General features: G+C 34.6%; 11 protein-coding genes and 2 pseudogenes. 10 read left to right on the plus strand and 3 right to left on the minus strand.

The genetic code is table 11. The annotated features are described in order from the left end of the window. Positions 1–45 precede the first annotated feature (45 nt). From AC22L0_RS00995 to AC22L0_RS01015, 5 genes and pseudogenes are all read left to right on the plus strand, one after another. A pseudogene (locus AC22L0_RS00995) lies at positions 46–717 on the plus strand (hypothetical protein). 412 nt (positions 718–1129) lie between these two features. Beyond that, positions 1130–1780 (plus strand): Yip1 family protein, encoded by a 651-nt coding sequence (locus AC22L0_RS01000; protein WP_087966274.1) that lies wholly within the window; start codon positions 1130–1132, stop codon positions 1778–1780. A gap of 51 nt (positions 1781–1831) precedes the next feature. Then, complete coding sequence (locus tag AC22L0_RS01005) at positions 1832–1993, plus strand: hypothetical protein (RefSeq protein WP_087966272.1); 162 nt, start codon at positions 1832–1834, stop codon at positions 1991–1993. A gap of 112 nt (positions 1994–2105) precedes the next feature. Beyond that, entirely contained in the window at positions 2106–2297 is a 192-nt protein-coding gene (locus AC22L0_RS01010; RefSeq protein ID WP_422850769.1) for a DUF4176 domain-containing protein, read from the plus strand. A gap of 21 nt (positions 2298–2318) precedes the next feature. Continuing rightward, positions 2319–2600, plus strand: coding sequence for a hypothetical protein (locus AC22L0_RS01015; RefSeq protein ID WP_000242739.1), 282 nt, complete (start codon positions 2319–2321; stop codon positions 2598–2600). Positions 2601–2683: 83 nt separating this feature from the next. Here AC22L0_RS01015 and AC22L0_RS01020 read toward each other — a convergent pair. Next, positions 2684–2899, minus strand: a pseudogene (locus AC22L0_RS01020) (tyrosine-type recombinase/integrase); the annotation flags it as partial. A 131-nt stretch (positions 2900–3030) separates the two neighbouring features. Continuing rightward, positions 3031–4353, minus strand: a complete 1323-nt coding sequence (locus tag AC22L0_RS01025; RefSeq protein ID WP_098327544.1) for an MFS transporter — start codon at positions 4351–4353, stop codon at positions 3031–3033. 225 nt (positions 4354–4578) lie between these two features. Here AC22L0_RS01025 and AC22L0_RS01030 point away from each other — a divergent pair, with 225 nt between their 5' ends. From AC22L0_RS01030 to AC22L0_RS01040, 3 genes are read left to right on the plus strand one after another with little or no spacing between them, the layout of a single operon-like run. Continuing rightward, entirely contained in the window at positions 4579–6168 is a 1590-nt protein-coding gene (locus AC22L0_RS01030) for an ATP-binding protein (RefSeq protein WP_087966267.1), read from the plus strand. Positions 6169–6187: 19 nt separating this feature from the next. After that, positions 6188–6865, plus strand: a complete 678-nt coding sequence (locus AC22L0_RS01035; protein WP_087966265.1) for a response regulator — start codon at positions 6188–6190, stop codon at positions 6863–6865. Next, positions 6862–7836, plus strand: coding sequence for a tripartite tricarboxylate transporter substrate binding protein (locus tag AC22L0_RS01040; protein ID WP_087966264.1), 975 nt, complete (start codon positions 6862–6864; stop codon positions 7834–7836). The genes AC22L0_RS01035 and AC22L0_RS01040 overlap by 4 nt, the downstream gene beginning before the upstream one ends. A gap of 121 nt (positions 7837–7957) precedes the next feature. On the opposite strand, the gene AC22L0_RS01045 is transcribed toward AC22L0_RS01040, so the two are convergent. Beyond that, entirely contained in the window at positions 7958–9355 is a 1398-nt protein-coding gene (locus tag AC22L0_RS01045; protein ID WP_061139739.1) for a Sau3AI family type II restriction endonuclease, read from the minus strand. A gap of 273 nt (positions 9356–9628) precedes the next feature. On the opposite strand from AC22L0_RS01045, the gene dcm reads away from it, so the two are divergent. Beyond that, entirely contained in the window at positions 9629–10912 is a 1284-nt protein-coding gene (gene dcm, locus AC22L0_RS01050) for a DNA (cytosine-5-)-methyltransferase (protein WP_061139775.1), read from the plus strand. 258 nt (positions 10913–11170) lie between these two features. After that, positions 11171–13537 (plus strand): DNA phosphorothioation-dependent restriction protein DptF, encoded by a 2367-nt coding sequence (dptF, locus tag AC22L0_RS01055; protein ID WP_061139738.1) that lies wholly within the window; start codon positions 11171–11173, stop codon positions 13535–13537. Positions 13538–13540 lie beyond the last annotated feature (3 nt).

Genomic DNA, 13540 nt, shown 5'->3' on the forward strand with positions numbered 1-13540 from the left:
GCGCGAAAAAAACTTGGTCAACAGTAGCGGGGTGGTTTAATTAACATGAAAAAAAGTCTAGATTTTAATAAGAAAGCTTTTGCACATTATATGGCTCTTTATCCTGTAAATGAAATAAGAGTCCACGTAATTGGTCTTGTCCTTTTGGGGGCAGATTTGTTTGTTCTTTTGCCTGCTTTTGCGAATCCTTTTCGATTACTCTATGTATATATAGTAACTCCTCCAGTTATTTTTTAAAATTTGTGGGCGATATGGATTGCTATCAATCCTCGGAAACGACAGTTACAATACACTCTATTTCGAGGAGTATATGGCGCCATATGTTCAGTCGGATTATTGGTTATAACTCAAAAATATGCTTATGAAGTGTTACAATTACAAACTCCCATCTATTTTATTCTTTCATTTGGTTTGTATAGTTTCGCTTTGTATTATTTTTATAAAAATCATATTGAAAAGCTTCAGGAACCAAGAAAAAAATCAAAATCATCGAAAGGAACTGGTGGTGTAAAAGTAGCAGCTATTGCAGCGGGATCGGGGCAGTTAATCGCTAATATAATTCTTAGCATTGCAACACAACAGATGGGTGCAATTGTATTTATGTGTGCATGCACAGTGTTTTCGTTTGGTTTGTTTTATATGATTATAGAACTCCATAAGTATTATTATTTACGGAAGCATATAGAAGATGGAGGGAAAATACGTATAGGCTTTTAAAGCGAATTTGTTGCATTTCAAGTATATAATCGCATTCTTCTTATGGAAGCCATTCACGAGGCTTATAGCAATAAAAGATGTATAGGTGGAAGATTATATTGTGGTAAAACATCTGAAGGAATGGAAATTAGGTTTGTTCTTATTAATGGTAAGATTATAACTGTTTATCCCGTGTATTAAAGAATGTGAGGTACTCAAAAATGAAAGTAACTACTCAGCTCATAGTTAAAAATGCAAGACAATATAGAGGTAATTGCTAAGAAGCACTCCTCCTAAGTTTCAGATGAAATTAAATGATTGAATATTTATATTTAAATAACCGTCTATTTATGCTTTAATATTTCTATGTACATAACTGGAATGATTAGGAAATTGTATTTAATATGTTTTAAGAAAGGGGAATGTTTTTTATATGGAAACTCCAGAAAATCAATTTAAGCGTGCACTTAATCCTTGGTTCTCCATTTGGACAAAACCACGTGATACAATGAAAGAAATTTTTATATCCAAACCTAAGAATGTGTTTTTACTCATTTTATTAGGCTCATTCGTACAGACTTTAGATCGAGCATCTTCTAAAAATATGGCGGATTCAATAAATAGTCCAGTTTCATTAATCTCAATGGTTATATTCGGTACCTTCGTTGCCTTCTTAATTTATTATTTTTTGCTACCAGCGTTATTTAATTGGGTGGCAAAAAAACTTGGTGGACAAGGTACCTTTGAAAAAACACGTTACTCAGTTGCCTATTCTTATATCCCTTACGTTTACTCTCTTATATTAGTTTGGGTGCCTTCATTTTTCTTGTTTGGGATAGAAAACTTTACGAGTGAGACACCGAAAATGGAGAGTAGCATAACTTTAACGATTTTGTTTCTTATTTTTGCCATAATTGATATAGTTATTGGAATTTGGACAATCATTATTTCCTTAAAATGTTTAGGAGAAGCACACCAATTTTCAGCATGGAAAGCATTATTAACAATAATAATATCCTTTATGATTATCATTCTTCCTTTGGTAATAATAGTATTTCTTATAGTAGGGGTTACAACTTTTTAATCATTTATTTGCCTCTTATTTATCCAAATGTTTTCTACGCGCTGTTAGTAATTGTTACAGGGTGAACAACCACATGATTCGGATGTTCTACTTGGCGGAGCGTATGACCTATATGATCAAATTGATCGCCCGTTTTACGGCCTGTTCTTCTTATTATTAGTGTTAACAGGAATTTGTGAAGGCAAACTTGAAAATCAAATATTAAACTATTAAAACCTTAGGAGAGCTGAGTAGATTGTCTTTGTTCGTCTCTTATTTTCCAATTGGAGGCTAATTATTACCAATTGGTTCTGTAGCTCTTATAGAAGAAATTAATCAACCTCTTATGATTTATGGAAGAAAGCAACAACGAGCTGATAATAAATTATGCGATTATGTTTCTTGTCCATATCCTCATGGTAATTTATCAAAAGAATATAATGTGTTTTTTAATCATAATCAAATAATTCATTTATTATTTAAGGGTTTCGAAACAGAGGATGAATTAGAATTAAGAAGTAAATTATCTGAGTTTTAGTGGAAATGGAGAAAATATAATATGGTTTTAGGAATTTCATATTCTGATATTTTTCGTATCATAATTATTGTTTTGGTTTTTTTCATTTTTTGGAGATTGAATACTTGGTATAATAAAAAATATAATGTTCCTAAGGTTTTTCAATGGTTTCCTAGAAGATGGGGAAAAAGAAAAGTTTCAGAGCATTTGTCTCAACTAGATAAAAAGTTAGAAGCTGAAGGTAAAGGTATCTGGGTTACAATCTATGCTATAGATTTGTACATTGTAACTATTCCTTGTACAGTAAAAAAATATAAATCTTAATACATATATGTTTATAAGAAAGACCTTTTATTTTAAAATAAAAGGTCTTTTTTATGATGATTGAAATAGTAATTTTAAGTGAATTAAATTTGAAATGTATCAAGAATATTATCTTTTTCTTCTTTATTAATTCCAATATATTTCAGGGGGATGTGTGGTGTGCTATGGTTAAGAATTTCTTGTAACATAGCAACATCTTTTGTTTGTTTATAGAACCAATAGCCGAAGGTTTTTCGCATGGTGTGAGTACCAATGGATTCTACATTGGCAAAATCTCCGGCTTTTTGCAATTGTCGATAATACGTGTTTTTTCGTCATACAAAAACCCCTACATATAAGTAGAGGTTTTTAAATTATATCTTAATGAATTATGCCTTCTTAGATAAAGTAAATCGAGTTCAGATAAACGAAGATTATAGAATACATAATTTTAACTAGACTTATTATTAGCTAGTGTATCCCCACCACCAAGCTCCGCCTCAATCTGCGAAGTCTTCGATGACTCATCCATACGCCAATACGTAATAAAGCTGATCGCGATACATCCAGCTACGTAGAAGTAGAATAGTGACTCCATTCCGATACTCTTTAGCCATAATGCGATGAACTCAGCTGTTCCGCCGAATATCGCGACTGTTAGTGCATATGGTAAACCTACGCCAAGTGCGCGAATTTCAGTTGGGAAGAGTTCTGCTTTTACAATTGCGTTAATCGAAGTGTAACCAGTAACGATAATGAGACCGACCATCATGAGTAAAAATGCTACGATTGGTTCTGTCGTTTTTTCCATGAAGAAGAAGATTGGTGCTGTTAGTAATGTTCCAAGAATACCGAATGCCATTAATAGTGGGCGGCGTCCGATTTTATCGGATAGTAGCCCCGCAATTGGCTGAAGTACGACGAAAATAAGTAGTGCGACAAAGTTAATCCAGCTTACAACTTCTTTCGGAAGACCGACTGTGTTTACCATGAACTTTTGTAAATATGTTGTGTACGTATAGAATGCGACAGTGCCTCCTAATGTTAGGCCGACTACTGTTAATACTGCTTTCGGGTGTTTCATAAGAGCGCGAACAGTTCCTGCACTTTCGCGTTTTTGTGATTTTATGTTTGCGAACTGCTCCGATTCATCCATTGTACGGCGAAGCCATAATACAGCTACTGCGCCCATCGCTCCAATAATGAACGGAATGCGCCAGCCCCAAGCTTTCATATCGGGTTCGCTTAGCAATTGCTGAAGAACAATTTGAACGCCTAACGCAACCATTTGCCCAGCAACGAGCGTGACATACTGGAAGCTTGAATAAAAGCCGCGGCGACCACTACTAGCCATTTCAGATAAATATGTGGCAGAAGTTCCGTACTCTCCGCCAAGTGATAATCCTTGTAGTAAACGGGCAAGAACTAAAATAATTGGTGCCATAATACCGATACTTTCGTAACTAGGTGTACAGGCGATAATTAAAGAACCACCGGCCATAACCGTAATCGAAAGTGTTAATGCTGCCCGGCGTCCGTGCCGATCTGCATAGCGTCCCATTAATAAACTTCCGATAGGGCGCATTAAAAATCCAACTGCGAAAATAGCTGCTGTGTTGAGTAACTGACTCGTTGGATCTCCTTTAGGAAAGAACTCTGCTGAGAAGTAAACAGCGAAAGCAGAGTAAACGTACCAATCGTACCATTCAATTAAATTGCCGACAGAACCTTTGAAAATATTGCCGGCGACTCGATTAGATTTTGCTTGAGCCATAATAATTCCTCCTCTTGCTTATAAATAAAACGATAATTATGAAAGCGTGTTCATTATAGTTGAATTGTACTGTCTGTAGAATGAAATCTCAATATTATGACAATTTTATTCTTTTTGTACTTTATGTACATGGAGAGTTTTAATAGTTGCTTCCTTATTCGTTTTGTCATAATAATAGAAAAAGGAGATTGATAGTTTAGAATATTTTATCAAAGGATATGAAGTATGAAGAAATCACGCAAAGTGTCATTGCAAACGAAAATAGTAAGCTTAATTATTACGTTAATTTTATTTGTTGTTCTCCTATTAGCAGGAATATTTGTTTACATTCAGTCCGTTGATACGAAGCGCCAAGTGGAGCAGCTAGCACTACAAACAGCCAAGTCGCTTTCTTTTATGCCAGCTATAAAAGATGCTTTTCAAAATAACGAGCATAAAAATACGATTCAATCCATTGCGGAACAAGTTCGTGAGCAAGCTGGTGCAGATACTGTCATTATAGAAGATCGCTTTGGGGTGACGTATTCCCATTCTAATTCGGAGTTAATTGGCACAAAGAGTAACAATCCATATAACTATGAGGCACTCACTTTTGGAGGGTACTATACGCTTGAAGGAAATGGTGTAAGTGGTCCAGCCTTAATGGCAAAGGCACCTATTATTGTTCATAACGAAGACTACGATCAAGTAGTAGGCGTTGTAACAGTAGAGTTTTCAATAAAAGGTATCGAATCTAACATATTAAGCAGAACGAAAGAAATTATCCTCTTTTCCTTAGGTGTATTACTAGCTGGAATCATTGGTGGTATTCTTTTAGCGCGTAGCATTCGTAAAGACACACTCGGTTTAGAGCCGAATGAAATTGCAGCGTTATACCGTGAAAGAAGTGCGATATTACTATCTATAAAAGAAGGAATTATAGCTATTGATCAAAACGGTTTTATTACGATGATGAACACCTCGGCAGAAGAAATGCTACATGTAAATGATGATTATATGCAGCGGCACATTTCAAAAGTTTTACCAGAATTTAATATGGAAAGAGTGCTAGAAAACGATCAAGAAATCGCATTTCAAGATAAAGTGTTTATTTTAAACAGGACACCGATACTTGAAAATAACAGTACGGTAGGAGTTGTATGTAGTTTTAGAGATAAAACAGAATTGCAAAACCTTGTTAATACAATATCTGAGGTAAGAAAGTATTCTGAGGACTTACGCGCTCAAACACATGAATTTACAAATAAACTTTTCGTTTTATCAGGATTACTTCAGTTAGGACATTACAAAGAAGCAATTGAATTTATCCAGCAAGAATCTAATATTTATCAAAGCCAAAATCATATTTTATTCCATCAAATTCACGATGCGAAAGTACAAGCTATTTTATTAGGAAAACTCGCAACAGCGTCTGAAAAGAAAATTGATTTTCATATTGAAGGAGATAGCACGCTTCATCCGTTACCAGACCATATAAAGGTTTCGCATCTTATTACGATTCTTGGAAACATAATCGACAATGCATTTGATGCGGTGAATGAACGAGAGGAAAAGAGTGTTTCCTTCTTTGTTACGGATATTGGACACGATATTGTATTTGAAGTGATAGATAGCGGGATAGGGATACCGGCAGAAAAAATAACGACCATTTTTCAAAAAGGATTTTCAACGAAAGGAACTGATCGTGGTTACGGGCTAGCAAACGTGAAAGAAATGGTAGATCTACTAGAAGGAACAATTGAAATTCAAAACGAGAAAAATGGGGGAGCTATTTTTACAATTTACCTTCCGAAAACATTGAAAGAGAGTACATAACAAACAGGGGGATGGACATATGTTGAAGGTTGCAATTGCAGAAGATGATTTCCGCGTCGCACAAATTCAAGAGGAATTTTTATTAAAAATAAAGGATGTAAAAGTGATTGGAAAAGCATTGAACGCGAAAGAAACGATGGAACTATTACAAAAGGAAGAAATCGATTTGCTTCTATTAGATAATTACTTACCAGATGGAATCGGAACCGACTTATTACCACAAATCCATGCCGACTTTCCAAGCGTTGACGTTATTATGGTTACTGCCGCAAATGAAAATCATATGTTAGAAAAAGCAATTCGAAACGGCGTAAGTAACTACCTTATAAAACCGGTCACGTTAGAAAAATTCGTTCGCACAATTGAAGACTATAAAAGAAAAAAGCAACTATTACATAGTAACAATGAAGTAAATCAAGCACTCATCGATAATTTCTTCGGGACTTCGCAAACACAAGACATAAAAAACTTACCGACAGGTGTGGATCCGTTAACGCTGCAAAAAGTGAAGGGGATTATAAAAGGATTCGAAGAGGGCATTACAATAGAAGAAATGGGAGAACAAATGGGGGCCTCCCGAACAACCGCAAGAAGATACTTAGAATATTTAGTAGCGATAAACGAATGCACAGTAGAGTACACATACGGCATTATCGGAAGACCAGAACGAAAATATCGCATAGGACGAGGACTATGAAAAAACGATTATTACTATGTATATGGATTATGACAGGAGTAATAGCTGGTTGTTCTTCGGAAAAATCTCAAACGAATACAGTAAACATAGACAAAGTAGAAATCGTTGCACCAAACGTTCAAGGAGCAGGATGGGACTTAACGGCACGAGCGATGCAAAAAACGCTGACAGAAGAAAAAATCTTCACAAAACCAATCACTGTCACAAACAAAGCAGGTGGAAGTGGTGATGTTGGATGGAAATATACGAAACAAAAAGGCGGTCACGTACTGGCGATTAACTCAAGTTTACTCATAACGAACAACCTACTAGGTCACAGTAAACTAACATATAAAGACTTCACGCCGCTCGCAACACTAGCATCGGACTGGGAAGTCGTTGTCGTATCAAAAGAATCAAACATAGAAAACGCAAACCAACTAATGGAACAACTAAAACAAGACAAGAATAACTTCAAAATCGGCGTTGCCCCCGGCCTAGGAAACGACGATCACCTATCCTTCGTACAAGTAAGCAAAGCAGTCGGCATAAACCCAGCCGAACTACAATTCTTCGTCTACGAAAACAAAGAAAAAATCATAAATGCTCTAACGAACAAACAAATAGGCGCCGCAACCATGACCCTATCCGAAGCCGAAAAACAATACAAAGCCGGCAAAATAAAAATACTAGCCGTATCCGCACCAAAACGGCTAGACCGCCTACCAGAAATCCCAACATGGAAAGAACAAGGAATCAACGTCATCTTCCAACACTGGAAAGGAATTATGGGCCCGAAAGATATGACGGAGGAAGAGGTTGCTTATTGGGATGGTGTTATTAAGAGGATGGTGGAGAGTGATAGTTGGAAGGGGGTTTTGAGGGAGCGGGGTTGGGAGGGTTTTTATAAGGGGAGTGGGGAGACTAGGGGGTTTTTGGAGGAGAGTGATTTAGGGTATGGTGAGTTGATAGGAGGAATTGGTTTGAGATGATGGGAGATAGCATGCCTACAATAAGAGTGTTATATAAATAACAAAACACCTTCTTATTACATGTACTAAGCATGTAATAAGAAGGTGTTTTTATGGTATAGAGATTATAGATTAAGGTAAATTATTCGTTAATGTTATTGGCAACAACAGAAGCAATATAAGAATTATTCAACCAATAACACTGCTTTGTAATCTGCTGTCCATCAGGTAAAGTGACCTTGTCAGCCCCATTACGAGCTTTTGGTCGAATATGTGCAACGCCGTTGAAATTCATTTTTGGTAGGTTATTTACTTCAACGGTTTTATCACCACGTGTTTTATATTCAAGTTGAATACCTTCATTTACCACCGTGTTTACTTCTTCCCAAAGTCCACGTATCTCTTTTTCTATTGTAGGGACAGGCATGTTCCAAAGTTTTATACCTTTAAAGTAGAGCTCGCGGTTTGGGTTTTCTTTTTTTGTTTGTTTAAATTCAAAAATTACAAATAAGAATTTGGTTTGGTAGAAGCGTTCTCGAATTTCGCTCTCTTCCCATGATTCATTTGTCCATTGGTGGAAATCAATAGTTTCAAATGACATGCTTTGTTCTGGCTTTCCGTTCGGCTCTAGACGAACTGTTTTAAATTCTATATTTGCTTTAGCGAATTCTTCAATATTAGTAAGACGTGTGTTTTTAATACCTAGTAAAGAGCTTACCAGTGATGGAATGAAATTTTTTGCAGTAGGTTTAGAATCTATTTCTAGTGAATGAGCAATCTCTTTATCTGTCAAACCTATATAAGGTTCGAATTTTGAATGAAGGAATTCCTCTAATGATTTTCCTTTTAAGTCGTTTGCTGTTGTGAAGCTTATTAACTCTTCATTTTTGATATATCTACGAACTAATGTAGTCATATAAGATGGCTTTAATGAAAAAGCTCGTTGCATCGCTTGTATTTCGGAAAATGGTTGTGGACGGATTGAATTTTTATTTGCTCCTTTTGTACAGGCTCCCAAATAATTTGTATCACCTTCAGATAACTCATGTGCTTTTCCAGAACGAATCTTAGATACAATTGTTTCCCAATCTTGCTTTATTATTTCTAAGTCAGCTTCAGGATATGAAAATAGAACACTTTTTGCGATATGGAAGTCTTGACGATTTAAATCTGCTTTCCATTCATAAAACATAAGTAATAATTTTTTGTTCTTTTCCCAGAAGCTAGACTCTTCAAAAGATGTATTAACTTCTTCCATGTAGTTAATGATATTTAAAACTAAGCGTTCTTTAGCAGATAAAGAACCATTTTTATTTTGCTTAAAAGGTGTTACTTTTAGTTTAACTCCAAGGTTTGTAAAGTTAATATCCGCATCTGAGGCGCTTTCATACCCAAAAAATTCTTCTTTTACTAACTGACCAAGTTCACCTTTAGAATTTGCTGTTGTAAGTTTATTGGTTGAATCAATTTCACTAAATTTTTGTCCTTCAGCTTTTTTTGCTTTTAACATTAGTTCATCTAGTGTAGCGTATGTAACCATATTAATCCCCTTTCGTATTCTATATTAATTAGTTTGCTGAGAAACCGTTAAATGAAAAGTTGTGATATAATAAAAAGCTGTTTTAATTTTATAGAGATAAAAATTATGTAAAGGAAGATCAGAGGATTTCTTACTAAATAAGATATGGAAATCCAAAATCCATATTATGGAATAGAAGTGTTTACTCTCATAATGGAGGGATTGATCTTTTCCTTACTTTTTATTATAATGAAGCATAAAGAAATAAAACACCGAAGGGATGTTCGTGTATTTATGGTGAAAGTAGTAGAACTTTTTGCGGGAGTGGGGGGTTTTAGGTTAGGACTTGAAGCGAACGAGAATTTTGAGATTATTTGGGGGAATCAATGGGAGCCCTTAACTAAAGCACAGCATGCATTTAATTGTTATGCCACTCAATTCGAAAATAAAGGAATACATGAAAATAAAGATATAGCAGAGGTTTGGCCAGAAATACCTGAGCATGATTTATTGGTAGGTGGCTTTCCGTGTCAAGATTATTCAGTAGCACGCACAATATCAAATGAAAAAGGGATACAAGGGAAAAAAGGTGTTCTTTTTTGGGAGATAATGAACATAGTTAACTCTCGCAAGCCAAGATTTGTTTTGTTAGAGAATGTAGATAGATTATTGAAATCACCAGCAAAACAAAGAGGTCGTGATTTTTCTATTATGCTGGCGAGCTTTAGAGACGCGGGGTACGCGGTGGAATGGCGAGTTATTAACGCTGCAGATTATGGGAATTCACAAAGAAGGCGAAGAGTATTTATTTTCGCGTATTTAAAAGAATCTCATTTTGCATCAGTTCAAAGTAAAATGAAGTCGTTAGAGATATTATGTGAAAATGGATTTTTCGCTCCGATTTTTAATGTGCATGAAGCGCCTAAAGAAAACAAAAAAAGAGGGCAATTTGAGTTGCCGGTCGATATTATTGAGGTTTCTGATACATTTAAAGCTGAATACTATAATTCTGGCGTGATGATAGATGGACAAGTATATACTGAAGAAGTAGTTCCAGTAACTGAAAATCCAAAGACTTTAGGTGAGATTGTTCAGAAAGCATATAATAAATTTGGTCCTGCAGATGAATCATATTACTTGAAAATGGATAAGGTTAACAAAAAGGGAAGAACGGAATTTGAGGAACTTAAGTACCTTAAAGGGCCTAAAAAAGAAGAAAGAATATCAAAGGCGACAGGTCATAAATATTTCTACTCTGAGGGAGGAATGGCTTTCCCTGATGATTTAAATAAGCCTGGACGTACAATGTTAACAAGTGAAGGGACTTGTAATAGAAGTTCTCATGTAATTGAAGATCCTTACACAAAAAAACTAAGATACTTAACACCAGTTGAATGTGAGTTATTAAATGGATTTCCGATGGATTGGACGAATACAGGTATGCCACAAAGAAACAGGTACTTTTGTATGGGAAATGCTTTAGTGGTTGATTTGGTGGAGCGAATGGGTCAAAGGATTTTAGAGATTAACAAAGAAGAAGAGAAGATGGATAGTGTTGTACAGTTAAGTTTATTTTAGAAAGTAAATGTAGTATGTTTTTGTGAAAAATTTAAAAGTATATAGTGTTGGATAACCTGGGTTCTATAGTTAAAGACTCAGGTTATTTTTTATGTAATCTTTTAAAAGTAAGAATGGAGTAGTGGGAACTGTTTAATTTTATTATGAATGGAAAATCCACTAATTTCCTTTTTTCTTAATACCAACAATTCTTCTATAGATATTGTATAATATGGAATATATTCGAAACGTATTTTTAGATTAAGAGGTGTTACATCATTGGAGAAATATACATTTGATTTTCTACAAGAGATATTCCCAGAGTTAGCGGAGATGGGTAGGGATATTGAAAATATTTTTTATCAAGATCCCCAATCGGTTTTAATTAAGGGAAGAATATTTGCGGAGCTATTATCAAAACGTATTGCGGAAGAGCATGAACTGTACGACGTACAATATTTAAAGCAAGTAGAGCGTATTCAAAAATTAGAAAGAGAAGATATTTTATCAAAGGAAATTTCACGTTCATTTGATACTGTTCGCTATTTAGGAAATAAAGCGGCACATGAACATATTGAAAGTGGGGTAGAGAGTGCTTTTAAAATGCATAAAAATCTATTCCAAATTGCAGTATGGTTTATGGAGGTATATGGGAGTTATGAGTTTGTTGCCCCGAAATACAAACATCCACAGCCGAAGAGTAGTGTACATATTGTGGAGAAATTAGAAGAAAAGATATCTGCTAGTTTAGAAGAAAAGTTAAAAATGCTAATTGAGATTGCAAGTAAACAAAATACATCAAATCAAACTGAGAAATTAACAGAAATAAATAATGCTGAGATTGCAGTAGGGTTAGAAATTGAAGATAAACAGTCTGTGGATAATGAAGAAGAAGCAGATAACAATTTTGTGTATGATGATTTTATTTTAGGAGAAGGAGAGAGTTATTTACTAGCAGAACTCTCGAAGCTGAAAGAATCATCTCAAGAGGCTATCGAAAATCCTAATGAATTTAGTTCGTTTAAGGATTATTTGCATGTAGAAAGAACGATACAGAACGATATGATGTCTGCTCTAACAGCAGCAGCTGGGCAAAATACAAGTCAATTAATTTTCTTGTGTGGTAGCGTTGGAGATGGGAAATCACATTTATTATCGTATGTAAAAAATAAATATCCTGAATTGATGGAAGAGTTTTCGGTGCATAATGATGCTACGGAAAGTTTTGATCCACAAAAGAGCTCCCTTGATACATTAGCGGAAGTATTAAAGCCATATAGTGATAGTGAGATTGATGGTTCTAGATTCAAGATGATTTTAGCTATTAACCTAGGAGTTCTGCATAACTTTATTGAATCAGATTATGCAAAAGAGCACTATCAAATTTTAACAAAATTTATTGAGGAATCAGGAATATTCGAGGCAAATGAAATTGCTACTAATCAACAAAGTGGTAATTTCCACTTGATTAGCTTTAGTGATTATCAACCTTTTGAATTAACTAGTGAAGGGCCAAAATCAGATTACTTTTCATCTATTTTAAAGCGAATTGTGGTTGAGTCAGAAAAAAATCCATTCTATCAAGCCTATTTAAAGGATAAGCAACGTGGTATAAATGGATTCTTTATGGTGAATTATGAGTTATTGCAACAGCAACAAATACGAGATGGTGTTTTAAGCATTTTAGTTGAAGCAATAGTTAAGCATAAGATGATTATTTCAACACGCTCCATGCTTAATTTTATTTATGATATTTTAGTGCCCTCTCATGGGAATGAAGATTTTCTTGGGGCAGGTATGATGGAAAAAACCGAAGCTTTATTGCCGAATTTATTATTTGATGGTCAAGAGAAATCAAATTTACTAGCAGTTATTTCTAAAATGGATCCTATTCATCTTCGATCAAATAGTGTAGATCAAATGCTAATTGAGCTAAACAATTCAGTAAATATGAAGAATACTTTCCAAAAGCATTTAGTTTTAAATGGACTTGATGGATGGATAGAAGGGCTAGAAGAGATGGGACCTTTCTTCGAGTTAAGTGATTCATCTAGACAGGTATTCAATAAAACATTAATACGTATGTCATTGTTTTTATCTCCTGTTTTGAATGAAATGTTCGCGGATGAAAATTATAAAAAATATATGGAATATTTATATGCCTTTAATAAGGGAAATCGATCTGACTTAAGAGAGATGTATAATTTAGCGAGAGAATCGATATTCTTGTGGAACGGACGTCCGAAATCAGATTATGTATTTATGGATTATTCAAATGATACTACTCAGGTGGCACAGTCTCTTAAAATCAAGCCATTTGTAGGACATTTGAAAGGGGTAGAACCAGAGGTTTTAAATCGATTTAAATTAAATATATTACTTGCTTTTTCTAATGAAGATAAAGTAGCACCTGTATATTTAGAAATTGATTATCCGTTATATGAAATGATGGTTAAACTTTCAAAAGGTTATCGTCCGAATAAAAAGGATAAAGAAGATTGTATTCAGTTCGTTGAATTTGTGGATAAGATAATGAAATTAGGAAATAGAGAAAAAGAATTATTGTTTGTTCAATCTAATGAAAATGGAATGTTTAGACTAACATACGACGAAGATTTTGAAGAATTTACGTTTAGAAGGGATTAGAAA

The organism is Bacillus sp. LQ01, assembly GCF_057624735.1.

Excerpts from the sequence above, each read along its gene's own strand:
- AC22L0_RS01030 (WP_087966267.1), top strand. The coding sequence starts at position 4,579 with ATGAAGAAATCACGCAAAGTGTCATTGCAAACGAAAATAGTAAGCTTA.
- AC22L0_RS01035 (WP_087966265.1), top strand. The coding sequence starts at position 6,188 with ATGTTGAAGGTTGCAATTGCAGAAGATGATTTCCGCGTCGCACAAATT.
- dcm (WP_061139775.1), top strand. The coding sequence starts at position 9,629 with ATGGTGAAAGTAGTAGAACTTTTTGCGGGAGTGGGGGGTTTTAGGTTA.
- AC22L0_RS01045 (WP_061139739.1), bottom strand. The coding sequence starts at position 9,355 with ATGGTTACATACGCTACACTAGATGAACTAATGTTAAAAGCAAAAAAA.
- AC22L0_RS01010 (WP_422850769.1), top strand. The coding sequence starts at position 2,106 with ATGATTTATGGAAGAAAGCAACAACGAGCTGATAATAAATTATGCGAT.
- AC22L0_RS01040 (WP_087966264.1), top strand. The coding sequence starts at position 6,862 with ATGAAAAAACGATTATTACTATGTATATGGATTATGACAGGAGTAATA.
- AC22L0_RS01000 (WP_087966274.1), top strand. The coding sequence starts at position 1,130 with ATGGAAACTCCAGAAAATCAATTTAAGCGTGCACTTAATCCTTGGTTC.
- AC22L0_RS01015 (WP_000242739.1), top strand. The coding sequence starts at position 2,319 with ATGGTTTTAGGAATTTCATATTCTGATATTTTTCGTATCATAATTATT.
- AC22L0_RS01025 (WP_098327544.1), bottom strand. The coding sequence starts at position 4,353 with ATGGCTCAAGCAAAATCTAATCGAGTCGCCGGCAATATTTTCAAAGGT.